Raw genomic sequence first — 16037 nt, forward strand, 5'->3', positions numbered from 1 at the left:
TTAGCTTTAATCTTTGCTGTCTCAACTGTTCTACTTTCCAGGGTGAGGTAGTGAGAAAGTGATGCAGCGACTGCTCCTGCTCTAGTCCCACCACTTTGGCTATCGCTGGTAATGATTTCCTCTTGATGTCCGAAATCATCCCAATATGCAAATGTTTAAAAGCTTCAAAGCTTCTCACTTCTGGAAATAGGGATTGATACCATTGGCAGTAATCATCCACAAATTTCACGGTGGCTTGGGCTGGACGTGGTTCTGTCATAGGTAAATTCTGGCTTTGAACCCGTTTTAGCCTATTATCCTCTCCCTAAAGTGACAAAAGAGCGATAACCCCATAGCACGAAGTTGTTTTGCTAAAGTTTGGGCGCGTTGTTCGGCAAGTTGGGCGCGTTGTTCGGCAAGTTGGGCGTTTTGTTCGGCAAGCTGAGCGCGTTCTTCCGGTGTCAGCAATCTTTGCCCTTGCTCGTCGTACCAGTACAACCACTCCCGCGTTATTCCTTGATAAATTCCCCGTTCTGTACCAATCGCCAATCCCATTTCTGGGAGCCAAACCGGATTTCCTGGCTGCAATACATATTCGCCATCAACCAACCGATGCACTTCCAAATGTGGGTTTCTGCGACGGCGTGACGAATAAATTACGTAGTACAAAACCCCTAAATTCGCATAATCTAGCTTTTTCTGGCTGTATTCTTTCCGATAAGTTTGGGAGACAACCTCCAACACCATAGTTGGCACGCGATCTTCTTCCCAAATCGCATAACTTAAGCGCAGTTCTTCATCAAAAAACCGCTCAACTCCTAAGCTAAGAAATCCATCGGGTACAATGGCTGGTTGATCCGGATCGTAGTAAATTCCCATATCTACGCCAAAAAACCAATCCATGCGATCTGCCCAAGCCATAGCCAATATAGCTTTTAGTAAACCGGGGATTAAATCTTGCAGTTCATTATCCACAGGCGTTTCGTCAGAGTCGGGTAGCTCCTCGGAAGAGGGAAAATACTTCGGTGGCTTGTACTCTAACATGGCTGATTTCCCTAAGACTACTGACTCTATGATAAATAAGTAGATACAAACAAAAAAATTAGAGAAGCCCATTTTCTAAAAAATGGAATTTCTCTAAATTTATTTAATGCAAGTAGACTTGTCCCTTAAATAAAAACTTAATCGCAGACTGCAAAAGTTTTTTGTTTACCATCTAAGAAGTATAAAGCCTCAGAACAGTAAGCAAGAGAATCTACATCTAGTTGTTTGGGTGGTTCATCGGTCTTACTAACTTTCCACAATTCAATCGCTGGTGTATTAATATAGGTTTTTTCTTCTGGCGATTCCGCTTTCAAAGGACTATACTTGCGGTTAGCTAAACCTTTTTCTTTTGCAGGCTTGAAGTCCATTGAAGTGTAAATTACCCCTTCTTCTGGCTTCGTGGTGCGCCTGTAATCTTTCACGAGCGATCGCTCAAACTTTTCATTGCCTTGATTCAGGGCGATTTGAAATCGGAAATCAGCCGTTTCTTCAGCCACTAACAACATGGCATAGTCTTTCAACCCATCTTGATTAAAATCAGCCGAGAAGATGCTGCAAGTAAACTTCTTGTCCGGAGTTTCACTAGACTTAAAGTTGCGAATCGACGGTACAAAATCGGATTCCTTGGCGAGGCGATGTTCGCCAAGGGTTGCTTTCACAGGTTGCGGGACTTCGCCTTGACACTGCAAATTGGGTAACTCAGCCACTGTTGAGGGAGTTGGGGAAGTTGTCGATGTTGTTGATGTGGACTGGTTGGAATTTGTTGTAGAGTTACAAGCACCCAACATCAGAACCATTGCCAATAAGAAAATTTTTTTTATCATGAGCTGCTAATTAAATCTGTCTGCTCAAGTAGAGCTTCCAAGGCGCGATCGCAAATTCCGGGGATTAAGCGATCGCGGTTCAGGCGACACGTCATTAACGCCAACCTAACCAACGCAGAAAAGGCACAACCAAGTAGTAACTCACGCCCAGCCAGAAGGCAATCGTGACACCCAGGAGACTGAAAAAACCAAGGCTAGGAAGGAGATCGAACGAACTAAGAGTAAAGAACCCTAAACCCCCAAAGATTCCGGCTGTGCCAGCTGCGGCGACAATGGCGTGAACCAGTTGATGGCTGGGCAAACCAAGACCGAGCGTTAACGGGCCAACAGCAACTGCAATCAACGTGACCATTTGTAGCACCGTTCCAGCAGGCATCAGATGGCAAACCAGCCACCCCAACCCATAGCCAAAGACACCCATTAGTCCAGCCACTAAACGGCGCTTGCGTTGACCAAAGCCACCAGCTTCAGTAAGACCCCAAGCCGTTCCCCATCCAGCGAATGCAAATAGCAGAATGGCTTGTCCGACTGGGGGTGGAATATAGGGGAAAACAGGTGGTAGCTGCGCCAGCAAAGCAGCGAAATGAGTCCCTAAAGGGAACACATAAGCCAAAGAAAAACCAGTAACAGCAAACACCCCCCCCGCAATTCCGCCAACAAGCATCTCCCAAAGCGTATCCAGGCAAGCTGTCACAACTTTAGCGATCGCTCGAACCACGAAAAGAGCCGTTTGACCCGCTAGCGTCACAATAGAGGCGATCGCGACCCACAACAGCTTCAAACTTCTGCTAGCGAGGGTCGCGATCGCATCCGAGAAAGACTGCGGAACCTGACTGGTTTTCGTCTTCATGGAAGAATCCCCAGCCAGACGCTGCTGAATTTCCACAGCCGTTGCCGGTCGCTGGCGCACATCAGCCTGCACCATATCATCCAGCAAATCGGCGAAGGCGGGACTCACCGGGGCGCAATGACGCCAACGTAACTCTCCTGTCGCCGGGTCTTCCAACTCCGGGGGATATCGACCCGTGAGCAAGTGAATCATCGTTTGACCCAGTGCATAGAAATCTGCCGCCGGTCCCACTGCACCTCCAAAAATCTGCTCCGGCGGACTGTATCCAGGAGAAATCAAACGTGTTGAACTTGCCTCTTGACCCACTTGGACAGTGCCTATCTGTTTTGCCCCGCCAAAATCAATTGCCACCAGTTGCCCGGTTTCCTGGCGCAGCATCAAGTTGGAGGGTTTAATATCTCGGTGAATAATCTGCCGCCGATGCAACTCTTGTAAAATATCGAGCGCTTGCTTCAGCCAATTCGCCACCAGCGGCTCCGGACACCCTTGGGGATAGTGGCGCTCCAGGATATCCTGCAATGTCTGACCGTTGATTTTTTCCATTACCAGACAAGGCAGACGTCGGTAAGAGGGATGACCCAAATTCACTACAAAATAGCTATCTGGCTCGACGCTAGGGACACCCGGATGATGCAGACTTGCTAAAACAGATGCTTCTTGCTCAAACAGTTCCTGCGCCTTTGATGAAGATTCCAGTAATACCTTCAGCACCCGGTCTTTTGCCAACTGCAAATCCCAGACTGTATAAATAGCAGCGAATCCCCCAGATCCTAAAGTCTGGAGAGGAATATAGCGATTGTTCAGATGTAGCGGTGCCCCACAACAGTTGCAAAATTTGTTTCCCCAAGGCTGGGGATAGGGACGCGAACAATCGGGATTAATACAGTGGGCAGCACTGGTCACAGACTAGAATTAGATGAAAACACAAGCTCCCTCGATTCTACTCGACGCCTCAGACTAACCGGAAAACCCGCCAGGATAATCTTCACCAGCGATAAGTAAATACGATACTACCAGCCCTTGAGGAACTTTACCTTTGTTCTAGAACCGACTGAGCGCTTGATAAGGGCATGGTGATTCTTAAAACGATATCCATTGGGTGGTATCGGGTGCAATCTAATAATTTAAAGTGTTTAGATACAAACAAAGCCGGAGAGTTGCTTCTCCGGCTTTGTTTTCACTTGTCGTGCTTCTTTAATGTATTACCAAAAACTTATTTGGCAGAGAGAGTAGTAGCGGTCTGCTGTTGAATCCATGCTGAATGCAAGTCCTCCTCTACAAAAGCCTTTTTCCCAGACTTTAAACTTTCAGCTATAAGCACTTTGATGGTTGGTAAATAAACCCCATTAACCATTTCATGTCCGTAACCAACCACTTTGCCAAAATGCCCAGTTTTCTGGCTAAGAACATCATCCCCTATGGCAAACATGATTTCCATCCTTTTGCGGTGATTCTTTTACTAATCTAATTACTGGTTTAAACCTTTGCTTCTATCAAAGGGAAGGAGTAGCTGTTCCAAAGAAATACCCAGATATTAAGTCATTAAGTGCTTTTGAATACATTACTCTGTAATTTTTTTGTTTTTTTAAAACAAACTAAATTTTTTTTGATAAGCTGTAATGTGGAACCAAAACTTGCCAATTTTACAAGTTGCCGACAGTCTAATAAATTGAAAGGATCATTTATCTGATTCTCTCCATTAATCCTTTGTTCAAGCCTATAGCAAGCACAAACAGCAAAATTAAATAATAATATTAAAGGTAAAAGAGATCCAATATTTATGGCTAAGAATGAATTCCTAAATCAACTGCTTATAAATGAATTTTAAAAACATTATTTAACTAGCAATTGCTGTAGCTAGAAACGGAGAACTAGTATACAAGAAGCAATTAATTCCCAAGGATAAAAACCTCAACATCTTCCCTTAATTGGGAAAATGTTGATTTTCTTGAAAAATTAAGACGATCGGGAAGCTGAGAAAAACTAAAGTTTACGAGAAACTTGGACGCGATCGCTTTCTTAGGAAAAGTTTTTTCTTGCAAGTTTAGAGGGAACTTGGAACCAAATCTCGGTATCAAGAGCAAACCCAAAAACGCAGGAATCGTTGAAGTGGGCGAACTGACAAGTCAGCGCGAGGCTAACGCCTCGCTTCGCTGTTTTCATGCCCAAGGGGCTGTACGCTATCGCGCACCTCATCACAAAAAATATTTAAGTATAAAAAATCAAAAACTAAAAAACTGAAGCTTCGCTAAATGACTCAATTCGTCGATTGCCTCAGTATTATTGCTCTTGAGGTTAGTATTTATAGTTTCACGAGACTTACCAGCCTGTTGAGTCAAACCCGTGTAATTACCGGGACATTAGTGGCTCTTAGGCTAAATCTAGTGATTCTTCTGAGGAAATGAGTAGCCAGTGTGTGGAGTAATAAGGGAAGAACAACAACAGCCCAGAGCTGAGAAGGCCAAACCATGACGACCTACATTACTTTTGAAACCGCGCTACGGATGCTTGAAAACGCCTATTTAGCTTCCGTTATCTTCCTCCTTGCGGCTTCTTACCTGGGTTTAATCGCGATCGACAAGATTGAAAAAGCTAGCGACAACACCCCCTCACGGCAACTCGGTTCTCGTTGAACAGCGATCGCTAAAAGTTCTCGCTCAAATAGTTTGACTGTTAAAAATACCCATCTAGGACTCGCGTCATACTCAACCAAGCTGCGGATTGAAGTTGACAGGCTTCTGGAATCATCAGCATCAATCGTGTAGGACAAGTAAATCCCTACTATGCCGCTAAGGAGTAGACTGCGATGGGCTTGTTTGACAAAGTATTCAGTACTCAGAACAAAGTTCAAGAAACGCTTAGTCCAACGGAAGCATTTGCTGCTATTACCTTAGCTGCTTGTGCCTCTGACGGATACCTTTCCGACGAAGAAGCACGAGGCATTTCTTCTACACTGTCTCGAATGAAACTCTTCAGAAGTTATCCAGACGATGTGATGAGACGGATGTTTGATAAACTTCTCGGTATTCTTAAACGACAAGGCCCTAGCGGGTTGGTTAAAGCGGCTCGTGAATCTCTTCCTCAGGATTTACAGGAAACGGCTTTTGCAGTGGCAACCAATCTCGTCTTAGCCGATGGCATCGTTACCTAAGAAGAACAGAATTTTTTAAACGATTTGCATCAAGCTTTAGAGATTTCCACGGAAACGGCGGTGCAGATTGTGCAAGTGATGTTAATTAAAAACCGAGGTTAAACCTATCCCCTCACGCTTTTGGATTAAATCTCGATAAATATTCTTCAGTAGAGACTAAATGACCCCTGTTAAGGGGTTTTTTTTTCTGGTTACGATTCCCGGTATGCGCTCAGCACTCACATCCCTCAGAAATGTCTCAAATTTCTACTTTTTATCCAATTTTTATCAAGCTCTCCTCGTAAAGCATCTATATACTCTTGCGATCGCCATAACAGCGATCGCGCAGTCATTCTACTGTCTGGCGCTACTGACAAGGTTCTGCTTATACTTTCTAAAATAATTTATTTCTTCATCCTCCTAGGGGTATATTTTACTCTTTCTTTAGGTATACTTGGCAGAACCGCAAACACAGTTAGGAAGGAAACCTAAATGTCAGGAATGAACTACTTAGAGTTAGAACAAGAAATTGCCAAGATGGCTAGGGCGATGATGACCCGCAATAGCCAGATTGGGAAAGACCTGATAGCGAATTTGAGAAGTCAGATGACCCTCGAAGAGCTCGGTGGCATGATGCTGGTGAGTATCGAACGTTTAATCTGGTTTGACAGCGATTCAGTGTTGTGGACGATAGAGAATCTCATTCCTGCCGATGTAATGCAAGAAATTCGCACCATTACTTCAGTAGCTGTCGGCAAACGTTTGATTTGCAAAGGATTTATGCCAGGAAAAGATTTTAGTGTCGATGCAGCTGGCAAACTGCTACTCAACGACAAAGCTAAAACAGCGATATTACCTCTGGCGACTCTAACTCCTTTGAAAAGTTGAAGATGCCGTCAGACGATTGGCTGGAAAGCACAACGCTAGCCTAGGGAAACGTCCTCAAGCATTGTGCTACAAGTCCAATCCTGGATGGGTAAACATCTTCATCTCTTGTGAGTCACAGGATTTATAGTGATAAGAATCACTAATGAGTCAAATGGGTATCACACCCCCTAAACAGATTCGATCACCGAGGGGTATAAGTAAATGCAAGATACTCAATTTAGAGGATTCTGTGACTTACGATGCCCGACAAAGCCCTCATCACCAAACCGATTAATCAACCCACAGAAATCTTAAGCCAGTTGCACAGCGGACAGCTCCTCCGGGTCAATGGTTGTCGCAGCAGTGCCTTAATTATCTGTCATCGCCACCATGCAGAATTGGCGGGTCCTGGTGCAGGGATTGGCAGTCTGTTTGATATTAATTGTAGCCGGGTGATTCCCATTGGCAACCCGTCAGTGGTTTGCCCTGAGTCTCGCGTCGAGCGACAAAAAGCTTATGAAATTCGGCAACAATGGATTCGCTTTACTCAAAAAGCAATGGAGTATTGCGTGCCGTTGCAGCGTGCCCGTGTCATTTTAGTTGTATTTGAAAAATACTTTGGTCTTGAAGCGACTGCCCAAATGCCGGATGAGATTCTAGCTCAATTGGTGGGAGTTTTGCCAAAAACAATCCAAATGGCGCGTCGAGTGACTAGCAAGCCCTGTGAGAGTAACCCAAAGCAATCTACAGTCAAGGTGTTAAGTCTAACAGAAGGATGAGAGATGAAAGGATTCGTTGATTCGTCTTCTTGTCTCCTTACTGTAACCTGCCTTTAGCAAGGATAAAGTAGGAAAGAAGTACAGAACGAACAATTCCTTCATCGTTCATCCTTCGCCAGCAGGCTGGTGATTAGATCAGCTTGATGGCGCGGAGACCGAAATACAGCCCCACAGCAACAGCAAAAGCACCACCCAAAAGTAAGAAGTAAGCGATCGCTCCAGAGATTTCCATTTTTCCGATAGAACGCAATATCCACCATTGAAACATCAAGTGGAGTAGAATACAGCCCACGGGCGCTTGTTGGTTGATGGGGTTTGGTTTATGGAATCGGTGATTCGGGTTAATTTACCGCAGCAGGCTTACGAAATTGCGATCGCATCTTCTGGTCTAGAGCAACTAGGCGCTAAGATGACCAGTTTGAACTTGGGGAAGAAAGTGTTGGTTGTTTCTAACCCAGAAATTTTTCGGCACTATGGTCAAGAAGCGATCGCATCCCTTAAAGAAGCTGGTTTTGACGTTACCGAACTAACCCTTCCCGCTGGCGAACGCTACAAAACCCTCGACTCTGTCCAAAAAATCTACGACGCCACCTTGGAAAATCGCCTAGAACGCTCTTCAACGCTTGTTGCGGTAGGCGGTGGCGTAATTGGTGATATGACTGGCTTTGCTGCGGCTACCTGGCTGCGGGGGATTAACTTCGTACAAGTTCCGACAACACTCTTGTCAATGGTTGATGCTGCCATTGGCGGCAAAACCGGCGTTAATCATCCCCAAGGAAAAAATTTAATTGGTGCCTTCCATCAGCCGCGGCTGGTTTTAATTGACCCAGAGGTGCTGAAAACTTTGCCAGTGCAAGAGTTTCGGGCGGGGATGGCAGAGGTGATTAAGTATGGGATTATCTGGGATGCTGATTTATTTGAGCAGATGGAGCGATCGCCATATCTTGACTCACTCCCCTCTCTAGACGCTGGTTTATTACAAGAAATCCTGGCACGATCCTGCCAAGCCAAAGCCGATGTCGTCAGCAAAGATGAAAAAGAAGCTGGACTCCGCGCCATTCTCAACTACGGTCACACTATCGGTCATGCTGTAGAAAGCTTAACCGGCTACCGTGTCGTGAACCACGGGGAAGCAGTAGGGATTGGGATGGTCGCGGCGGGTCAGATTGCGGTTAACCTTCAGATGTGGGACAAGGCAGACGCCCAACGTCAAGATGCCCTAATTCAAAAAGCCGGATTACCCACCCAGCTACCAGCAGGGCTAGACATCGAAGCAATTATTGAGACGCTGCAAACCGATAAGAAAGTGAAAGCGGGAAAGGTAAGGTTTGTCCTCCCCACCCAAATCGGTGCAGTAACTGTGACTGACCAAGTGCCGTCAGATGTAATACGACAGGTGCTGCAAGGAATGCTTACTCCCGATTAATCTGTAAGCGTAAAAAGCTGCACTGCGCGAACTGTGTTCGTCAAACGTATCTGTTTTTAGGGGTTTGCCGATGACTCACTTTGGCCTCATCTGTCCTACCCCCTCCGGTCATCTCAACCCGATAACGACTTTAGGCTACGAATACGAATTGGTTTCTCGCGGTCATCGCGCCACCCTATTCGGGAAGCCTGTATTGGCGTTGCATTAACTGGCTTGCATTAACTGAGCAAGGGTCTTTGGGCGCTCTTGAGCGCATTAGTTAGGGCGTTCTTATCAAATATTTACTCGAAGACGGCGATCGCAGCCGTCTTTTTTTTGTCCAGATGCTTAACATAAAAATTTTTAAATTAACATATTGCAACATTTAAACAACTAGAGATATATTCGTAGGGTAAGTATAAATTCCTAAGACATCACTTCTGATTGAGTCTATAAAGGAAACTTTGGCAAAGTACAGGTTGCTCTGTAGAGTGCCTGCAATACGCCACCTAAATGCCGCAATATCGCCTCAACCTTGGGTAGGTTCTGATGATCAGTACTCAATTTCCGTGGCTCACCACGATTATTCTGCTGCCGTTACTCGCTTCCTTCGCCATCCCCGTACTACCGGATAAAGACGGCAAGACCGTCCGCTGGTACGCATTGGGAGTAGCGTTAGTAGATTTTGCTCTGATTGTTTATACCTTTTGGCGTCACTACGATTTAAAAAACCCAACATTTCAGTTAGTTGAAACCTATTCTTGGGTGCCTCAACTCGGTCTAAATTGGTCTGTAGCGGTGGATGGGCTGTCTATGCCGTTGATTGCCCTGACTGGCTTAGTCACCACCCTGGCTATCTTCGCGGCTTGGAACGTTACAAATAAGCCACGCTTGTTTTACTTCCTGATGCTGGCAATGTACAGCGCTCAAATAGGCGTTTTTGCTGCTCAGGATGTGCTTTTGTTCTTCCTGATGTGGGAACTGGAGTTAGTGCCAGTGTACCTGCTCATCTCCATCTGGGGAGGGCCAAAACGCCAATATGCTGCTACCAAATTTATCCTTTACACTGCTTTGGGTTCAGTATTCATTTTGGTTGCCGGTTTAGCAATGGCTTTTTATGGCGATACCGTCACCTTTGACATGGCAGAACTGGCAGCCAAGCATTACCCCTTAGCCTTAGAACTTCTTGCCTATGCTGGTTTCTTGATTGCCTTCGGCGTCAAACTGCCAATTTTCCCGCTGCACACTTGGCTACCTGATGCTCACGGCGAAGCTTCCGCCCCCGTCTCGATGATTTTGGCTGGGGTGTTGCTGAAAATGGGCGGCTATGCGCTAATCCGCATGAATATCGAAATGCTGCCTAGCGCCCATGTTTATTTCGCCCCAGTACTCGTGATATTGGGTGTCGTCAACATTGTCTATGGTTCTTTAAACGCTTTTGCTCAAGGCAATCTCAAACGACGGCTAGCTTGTTCTTCGATTGCCCACATGGGCTTTGTACTGATTGGAATTGCCTCGTTCACTGACTTAGGGCTAAACGGTGCAGTTCTGCAAATGGTTTCCCACGGGTTGATTGCAGCGGCGCTGTTCTTCCTCTCAGGCGTTACCTACGAACGCACCCACACCCTGATGATGGAAAAAATGGGGGGCATGGCGAAACAAATGCCTAAAGTCTTTGCTTTGTTCACCGCCGGTTCAATGGCTTCTCTCGCCTTACCAGGGATGAGTGGATTTGTCGGGGAATTGACAGTCTTTTTAGGCTTCACCATGAGCGATGCTTACAGTTCCACTTTCAAAGTAGTGGTAGTATTGCTGGCTGCGGTGGGATTAATTCTGACGCCAGTTTATTTGCTCTCTATGCTGCGGCAGGTGTTCTACGGTAAGCAACATCAAGAGTTGGTAACAGATTTAGTCTTGCTGGATGCCCAGCCGCGCGAGGTGTTTATTGCCGCTTGCTTAATTATTCCGATTATCGGAATTGGTTTCTATCCCAAGGTGGCAACTCAAACCTACGATGTGAAGACTGTAGCGATCGCTGCCCAGGTTCACAATGTACTCCCTCTAGTCGCTCAAACCAAAGCGCCTCTCTACTCGCGCGGTTTGGTTGCACCAACTTTACCCGCTACTGCGGCTGGAAATTTGCTGAGTGCAGCCGAGTAATTGACTCGACTGTCCTTAGAAATCAATCGTGCTGATTTAAGGAGCCATGAAGATGGCTCCTTGTTTCTTTTGGATGGAGCCGAATGGTTAGGTTGTGGGGGAATGGAGGAGCGATCGCTATTTTCTCGAAATAATAATCCACACCGCATGAATGATTCCGGGAAAATAACCTAGAAAAGTCAAGACGAGATTGATCCAAAAGTCTCTTCCAAAGCCAACTTGCAAGAAAACGCCCAGCGGTGGCACAAAAATAGCGATCAGGATACGGAAGAAATCCATAAAAACACCTTTTGAGAATTAATGGGAATATTTTCTAGGATCTCATTGATTTGGGGAATTCTTCTCTCTATTCCGATAGAACTGTCAATCTATCGGTGAGTAGATAAAACAACTTTACTGTTATCTTTGCTACTAAAATGCTAAAAATCTTTAATGTTTAAAAATATTAAGTCAGTCGTCAGTAGAGAGGAATTTTGGGAACGGGAATTGCGGGCGATCGCCGAGAAGCAATGGTTTGTGTGAAACTATCGCGGAAATCCTCAGAACATCAAGCTGCACTGCATATTTATCAACAAGGCAGGAACTTTTTTGGGGAAAATCAGTCTAAGATGCGATGCTGCCCCACAGAATATGAAGTTATTCTATTAAGAAAATAAAGGCACAAATAAGCAGAGCTATTATTGCAACAAATCCGGCAAAATCTGAGCATTGCTGATATGGGTATTACTGCTGATACAGAAGCGTTGTCTAGACGGCTAAAGGGTGCAATGGTAAATGATCTAGACCAGCAGATTGAAGATTCCCTACAGCGGCTTGAGCATCTGTGGCAATGTGCTGGAAAGTTACCGATGTCTCACCAGGAGCCGCTCGTGGATGCTCTGAAAAAACTATCGACCCAGCTGCAAGAAATGCAGGCCGTCATTGAGCAACTGCGCCAACAAATTCAGCAAGAATTCGCTAACAAAAATCACGCAGGACTCAAAGAACAGCAGCGTTCCCCAACCGAAGGTGAGTTTATTTTCCTTTCCACTCACCAAAAAGCTTTACAAGCAATCGAGCCTGCTTATAGCAACTCAGAGGTGGTTTCCCAGGGAAAGGGGATTGGCTTTTTGGTGACAAATCCAGAAGCCGTAATTTTATCAGCCAACCGGACTAGCGGTGAGTGGCTCGAAAGCGTTCAAGAAAGCTTAGTCGGTAAGGCGCTGGTGGAGTTCGTGGTCACGGATGCTCGCGACGACTTTCAGACTCAGCTCAGCGCCCTACAACAGGGATTTGTTGTCAATAACTGGGAAATCTGCCTGCAAACAAGGCAGGGTAGGACATTTAAGGCTATCGTCACTGTCGAGCCAGTGCAAGAGCCGCAACATCTGCAAGTCGTAGGTTTGCGCTGGCTGCTGCAACAAATGCTTCCGTGTCAAGCCGAGCGGGTAGTAGATTTTTCGGGGACAAATTGGGAGTGCGCCGAGAGAGATATAGAAAATCAGGTTGAGGGAAAAATTGCCCAAAATGATAGCGGGGTAAGGGATACGAGGTTGCAAAAAACGCTGCACGAGCAACCCCACGACCAGCTCAATCGCGATCGCACAATCCACTTGCAACAGATACTTGACTTTGAAGCAATGCTTAAACGCATTACTGACAAAGTTCGCGATAGCCTCGACGAAAACCATATTTTGCAAACGGCTGTCGAAGAATTAACGTTAGTGTTGGGGATTGAAGGCTGCGATACAGCTTTATACGATGCCAATCAAACCACGGCGACAATTGCTCACGAATACACCCAAGGATTGCCATCGGCACTAGGAAAAGTCGTCACAATTTCTGACCTTTTTCAAGACGATGCTCAATTACTGAAAGGTCAGTATTTCCAGTTTTGTTACCTAATCCCTGAGATTCGAGGATCGGTGGCTATCCTAGCTTGTCCGATTTTTGATAGCCAAGCAGTGTTCGGGGATCTATGGTTATTTAAGCGGCAGGAAGAAGCTTTCAACGAGCTGGAAATCCAGCTTGTGCAGCAAGTGGCGTCTCAATGCGCGATCGCAATTCGACAAGCCCGACTCTATCAAGCAGCACAAACGCAAGTCGCAGAACTGGAAAAGCTGAATCGCCTCAAAGATGACTTTCTCAGTACCGTTCCCCATGAATTGCGATCGCCAGTTGCCAACATGAAAATGGCGATTCAGATGTTGGGGATTGCCTTGAATAAAGACCACGGACTGTTTGCAGAACTCTCGAAGCCGCCTGCAGAAAGAAACAAAGTGGCTCGCTACTTCCATATTTTGCATAATGAATGCGAGCGAGAAACCAACTTGATCAACGATCTACTAGAGTGGCAGCGAATCAATGCAGAGATTCAGCCTTTGGTACTGACAAGCATTCAGCTAGAAGATTGGCTTCCCACAATTGTAGAAACTTTTCAAAAGCCAGCCCAAGAACGCGATCGCCACTTAGAAATTCACCTTGAGTCCGAACTGCCTCCGTTAATTTGCGATCGCACCAGTTTAGGACGCATATTCAGCGAGTTACTCAACAATGCCTGCAAGTACACGCCATCAGCCGAACGGATTGCAGTAAAAGCACGTAGCGTCGCAGATAAGATGGAAGTGAGCGTAATAAATACTGGCGTGGAAATTCCAGCCAGCGAGCGCGAACGAGTATTTGAAAAGTTTTACCGGATTCCCAACTCCGATCCCTGGAAGCAAGGCGGGACTGGCTTGGGACTGGCGCTGGTCCAGAAATTGGTTGCCAATTTAGGAGGCACGATTCATCTAGAAAGTGCTGCCAATTACACTTGCTTTACAGTGTCGTTGCCGCTGAAGCCTTCGACTCTTACTGAAGCGCAACCTTCCTGAGAAATGTGCCTTACTCAAGCTGACTAAACCGGCGATTATCGGTGTTTTTCCACTCCCATCGAGAGAGCAATTGATAATCCTAGATCCGTACTTTGATTTCTAGCATTTCATCCCGTTTCCAACTAAAGTCAGCCGCCACTGATTTTCGCTTTGTAGCCCAAAGTTGCGAGAACTTGGACGAGTTTCTGAGTATGATCGCCCTGAATTTCAATCGCATTTTCCTTCACTGTGCCCCCCGTGCCGCACTGAGCTTTCAACTGTTTCGCCAGGGCTTCCAGTGTTTCTAGTTTTACCTGAAAGCCACTAATTACAGTTACAGTTTTGCCCTTTCTTCCTTTCCGAGATGCCTGAACCTTGAGGTTTTGCTGATTGGGCGGTAGTTCTGGCACGGGTCGTTCTAAGGCATCTGAATTATCGGTGTTTCCGAATTCCGAGTAAATAACGCGATTTTGAGCGGGTGTTTTAGAACTGGATGCTTTGCCCTTGGGAGAAGACATAACAGTGAGTCGGGTATAAGTTATTCAAGAACAGATTAGATCGAGAAGGAGCCGGAAATCTCTTCAAAATTTGGGCGCGAGTTTTGTCCGCGATTTATTCAGATGTAGCAGTTCTCAATGAGAGTGTGAGATACATCTGTAAGAGCGCACCTGTCTACCCTGTAGGGCAATTTTAGCGAATTTGTTAAATCTCGCCGCCAAAATCGAACCAGTCGCCGCCGCCGTCTTCAAATGCCACTCCAGTTCCTATCTCAACGGCTGCACCTCCCAGCCCCACTCTATCTCCGAGACACCAGAACCTTCCAGCCCATTAATTTTGTTTTGGATAAACTCATCGAAACTATAATGAAGTTTGTGTTGTAATTCCCACAATTCGCTGTGACACGTACTCCCATTTCTCCGGATTCCCAAGAAACTGCTAACGCTTCTACACAACAACCCGACGCACTAGGGCGATTTGGACGATTTGGCGGCAAGTACGTGCCGGAAACGTTGATGCCAGCGCTGAGTGAGTTGGAAGCTGCTTTTCAACAATACCGAGCTGAACCCGCTTTCCAGCAGGAACTTCAAGGATTGCTGCGGGATTATGTGGGTCGTCCCAGCCCTCTTTATTTTGCCGAACGTTTGACGGCTCACTATGCAAAGCCAGATGGTACGGGGCCGCAAATTTATCTGAAGCGGGAGGATTTGAACCATACGGGTGCCCACAAAATCAACAATGCTTTGGCTCAGGTATTGTTGGCGAAGCGAATGGGCAAGCAGCGGATTATTGCAGAAACGGGTGCCGGACAGCATGGCGTCGCTACAGCCACGGTTTGCGCTCGATTTGGTCTGGATTGCGTCATTTATATGGGCGTCCAGGATATGGAACGGCAATCGCTGAATGTGTTCCGGATGCGGCTGATGGGGGCAGAGGTGCGCCCTGTGGCGGCGGGAACCGGAACGCTTAAAGATGCCACGTCAGAAGCCATTCGGGATTGGGTAACGAATGTAGAAACGACTCACTACATCTTAGGTTCGGTTGCAGGCCCTCACCCTTATCCGATGTTGGTGCGCGACTTCCATGCAGTAATTGGTCAGGAAACTCGCGCTCAAGCGATGGAGAAATGGGGCGGTTTGCCGGATATTCTCCTAGCTTGCGTCGGTGGTGGCTCAAATGCGATGGGACTCTTCTACGAGTTTGTGAAAGACCCATCAGTCCGGCTGATTGGAATTGAGGCGGCTGGTGAGGGTGTTGATACCGAGAAACACGCTGCCACGCTTACTAAGGGACGGGTGGGAGTTTTGCACGGGGCGATGAGCTATTTGCTGCAAGATGAGGATGGTCAAGTGGTGGAGGCGCATTCTATCAGCGCTGGTCTAGATTATCCCGGCGTTGGCCCGGAGCATAGTTATCTCAAGGATGAAGGTCGAGCTGAATATTACAGCGTGACTGACCAAGAGGCTTTGGTAGCGTTTCGGAAGTTATCGCAGCTAGAGGGAATTATTCCAGCGTTGGAAACGTCTCACGCGATCGCTTACCTGGATATTCTCTGCCCTCAACTGACTGGCAATCCCCGCATTGTCATCAACTGCTCTGGACGCGGCGATAAGGATGTGCAGACAGTTGCTAAAGTCCTGTCTCTTTAAAGGCGATTAGCTGTCTTTTCA

The 16037-nt window shown here is 46.4% G+C and carries 17 protein-coding genes and 1 pseudogene; 10 read left to right on the forward strand and 8 right to left on the reverse strand.

Going from position 1 to position 16037, the window contains the following annotated elements; genetic code table 11:
- The 5 genes from NDI44_RS17505 to NDI44_RS17525 all read right to left on the reverse strand — a co-directional run.
- Positions 1 to 259, reverse strand: a 259-nt coding sequence (locus tag NDI44_RS17505) for a transposase (RefSeq protein WP_190411241.1), incomplete at its 3' end; no start/stop codon positions are given.
- A 26-nt stretch (positions 260 to 285) separates the two neighbouring features.
- The gene (locus NDI44_RS17510) at positions 286 to 1023 is read right to left on the reverse strand and encodes a Uma2 family endonuclease (protein WP_190411242.1); all 738 of its coding nucleotides are present in this window, start codon (positions 1021 to 1023) and stop codon (positions 286 to 288) included.
- Between the two features lie 137 nt (positions 1024 to 1160).
- The gene (locus NDI44_RS17515) at positions 1161 to 1847 is read right to left on the reverse strand and encodes a hypothetical protein (protein ID WP_190411243.1); all 687 of its coding nucleotides are present in this window, start codon (positions 1845 to 1847) and stop codon (positions 1161 to 1163) included.
- 94 nt (positions 1848 to 1941) lie between these two features.
- Positions 1942 to 3600 (reverse strand): protein kinase, encoded by a 1659-nt coding sequence (locus NDI44_RS17520; RefSeq protein ID WP_190411244.1) that lies wholly within the window; start codon positions 3598 to 3600, stop codon positions 1942 to 1944.
- A 310-nt stretch (positions 3601 to 3910) separates the two neighbouring features.
- Positions 3911 to 4135 (reverse strand): hypothetical protein, encoded by a 225-nt coding sequence (locus tag NDI44_RS17525; RefSeq protein ID WP_242028962.1) that lies wholly within the window; start codon positions 4133 to 4135, stop codon positions 3911 to 3913.
- Positions 4136 to 5165: 1030 nt separating this feature from the next.
- On the opposite strand from NDI44_RS17525, the gene NDI44_RS17530 reads away from it, so the two are divergent.
- The 4 genes and pseudogenes from NDI44_RS17530 to NDI44_RS17545 all read left to right on the forward strand — a co-directional run bounded on the left by NDI44_RS17530 (position 5166) and on the right by NDI44_RS17545 (position 7473).
- Entirely contained in the window at positions 5166 to 5330 is a 165-nt protein-coding gene (locus tag NDI44_RS17530) for a hypothetical protein (protein WP_190411245.1), read from the forward strand.
- Positions 5331 to 5503: 173 nt separating this feature from the next.
- Positions 5504 to 5950, forward strand: a pseudogene (locus tag NDI44_RS17535) (tellurite resistance TerB family protein).
- Between the two features lie 378 nt (positions 5951 to 6328).
- Positions 6329 to 6715 carry a hypothetical protein gene (locus NDI44_RS17540; protein ID WP_190411347.1) on the forward strand — a complete coding sequence of 129 codons (387 nt, stop codon included), beginning with the start codon at positions 6329 to 6331 and terminating at the stop codon, positions 6713 to 6715.
- Between the two features lie 239 nt (positions 6716 to 6954).
- The gene (locus NDI44_RS17545) at positions 6955 to 7473 is read left to right on the forward strand and encodes a hypothetical protein (protein WP_190411246.1); all 519 of its coding nucleotides are present in this window, start codon (positions 6955 to 6957) and stop codon (positions 7471 to 7473) included.
- Positions 7474 to 7603: 130 nt separating this feature from the next.
- Here the strand turns inward: NDI44_RS17545 and NDI44_RS17550 are convergent, their stop codons facing one another.
- Complete coding sequence (locus tag NDI44_RS17550) at positions 7604 to 7699, reverse strand: cytochrome b6-f complex subunit PetL (protein WP_190411348.1); 96 nt, start codon at positions 7697 to 7699, stop codon at positions 7604 to 7606.
- A gap of 96 nt (positions 7700 to 7795) precedes the next feature.
- On the opposite strand from NDI44_RS17550, the gene aroB reads away from it, so the two are divergent.
- The 4 genes from aroB to NDI44_RS17570 all read left to right on the forward strand — a co-directional run bounded on the left by aroB (position 7796) and on the right by NDI44_RS17570 (position 11212).
- Positions 7796 to 8899: a 3-dehydroquinate synthase gene (gene aroB / locus NDI44_RS17555; protein WP_190411247.1), complete on the forward strand. Its 1104-nt coding sequence runs from the start codon at positions 7796 to 7798 to the stop codon at positions 8897 to 8899.
- Between the two features lie 70 nt (positions 8900 to 8969).
- Positions 8970 to 9107, forward strand: a complete 138-nt coding sequence (locus NDI44_RS17560; protein ID WP_190411360.1) for a hypothetical protein — start codon at positions 8970 to 8972, stop codon at positions 9105 to 9107.
- Between the two features lie 320 nt (positions 9108 to 9427).
- The gene (locus NDI44_RS17565; protein ID WP_190411248.1) at positions 9428 to 11038 is read left to right on the forward strand and encodes an NAD(P)H-quinone oxidoreductase subunit 4; all 1611 of its coding nucleotides are present in this window, start codon (positions 9428 to 9430) and stop codon (positions 11036 to 11038) included.
- Entirely contained in the window at positions 11039 to 11212 is a 174-nt protein-coding gene (locus tag NDI44_RS17570) for a hypothetical protein (RefSeq protein ID WP_190411361.1), read from the forward strand.
- On the opposite strand, the gene NDI44_RS17575 is transcribed toward NDI44_RS17570, so the two are convergent.
- On the reverse strand, positions 11156 to 11317 hold the full coding sequence (locus tag NDI44_RS17575; RefSeq protein ID WP_190411249.1) for a YqaE/Pmp3 family membrane protein: 162 nt from the start codon (positions 11315 to 11317) through the stop codon (positions 11156 to 11158). The genes NDI44_RS17570 and NDI44_RS17575 overlap by 57 nt on opposite strands.
- Positions 11318 to 11718: 401 nt before the next feature.
- On the opposite strand from NDI44_RS17575, the gene NDI44_RS17580 reads away from it, so the two are divergent.
- Positions 11719 to 13890, forward strand: coding sequence for an ATP-binding protein (locus NDI44_RS17580; protein ID WP_339380925.1), 2172 nt, complete (start codon positions 11719 to 11721; stop codon positions 13888 to 13890).
- A 128-nt stretch (positions 13891 to 14018) separates the two neighbouring features.
- Here the strand turns inward: NDI44_RS17580 and NDI44_RS17585 are convergent, their stop codons facing one another.
- On the reverse strand, positions 14019 to 14387 hold the full coding sequence (locus tag NDI44_RS17585) for a translation initiation factor (protein ID WP_190411251.1): 369 nt from the start codon (positions 14385 to 14387) through the stop codon (positions 14019 to 14021).
- A 378-nt stretch (positions 14388 to 14765) separates the two neighbouring features.
- Here NDI44_RS17585 and trpB point away from each other — a divergent pair, with 378 nt between their 5' ends.
- Positions 14766 to 16016 carry a tryptophan synthase subunit beta gene (trpB, locus tag NDI44_RS17590; RefSeq protein ID WP_190411252.1) on the forward strand — a complete coding sequence of 417 codons (1251 nt, stop codon included), beginning with the start codon at positions 14766 to 14768 and terminating at the stop codon, positions 16014 to 16016.
- Positions 16017 to 16037: the final 21 nt, after the last annotated feature.

The organism is Trichocoleus sp. DQ-A3 (genome assembly GCF_039961975.1).
In the GTDB taxonomy this organism is placed as follows: Bacteria; Cyanobacteriota; Cyanobacteriia; order Cyanobacteriales; family FACHB-T130; genus FACHB-T130.

What these genes read in the sequence shown, in the direction of transcription:
- aroB (WP_190411247.1), top strand. Translation starts at nt 7,796, where the DNA reads ATGGAATCGGTGATTCGGGTTAATTTACCGCAGCAGGCTTACGAAATT.
- NDI44_RS17515 (WP_190411243.1), bottom strand. Translation starts at nt 1,847, where the DNA reads ATGATAAAAAAAATTTTCTTATTGGCAATGGTTCTGATGTTGGGTGCT.
- NDI44_RS17565 (WP_190411248.1), top strand. Translation starts at nt 9,428, where the DNA reads ATGATCAGTACTCAATTTCCGTGGCTCACCACGATTATTCTGCTGCCG.
- NDI44_RS17575 (WP_190411249.1), bottom strand. Translation starts at nt 11,317, where the DNA reads ATGGATTTCTTCCGTATCCTGATCGCTATTTTTGTGCCACCGCTGGGC.
- NDI44_RS17560 (WP_190411360.1), top strand. Translation starts at nt 8,970, where the DNA reads ATGACTCACTTTGGCCTCATCTGTCCTACCCCCTCCGGTCATCTCAAC.
- NDI44_RS17530 (WP_190411245.1), top strand. Translation starts at nt 5,166, where the DNA reads ATGACGACCTACATTACTTTTGAAACCGCGCTACGGATGCTTGAAAAC.
- NDI44_RS17540 (WP_190411347.1), top strand. Translation starts at nt 6,329, where the DNA reads ATGAACTACTTAGAGTTAGAACAAGAAATTGCCAAGATGGCTAGGGCG.
- NDI44_RS17525 (WP_242028962.1), bottom strand. Translation starts at nt 4,135, where the DNA reads ATGGAAATCATGTTTGCCATAGGGGATGATGTTCTTAGCCAGAAAACT.
- NDI44_RS17510 (WP_190411242.1), bottom strand. Translation starts at nt 1,023, where the DNA reads ATGTTAGAGTACAAGCCACCGAAGTATTTTCCCTCTTCCGAGGAGCTA.
- NDI44_RS17545 (WP_190411246.1), top strand. Translation starts at nt 6,955, where the DNA reads ATGCCCGACAAAGCCCTCATCACCAAACCGATTAATCAACCCACAGAA.
- NDI44_RS17585 (WP_190411251.1), bottom strand. Translation starts at nt 14,387, where the DNA reads ATGTCTTCTCCCAAGGGCAAAGCATCCAGTTCTAAAACACCCGCTCAA.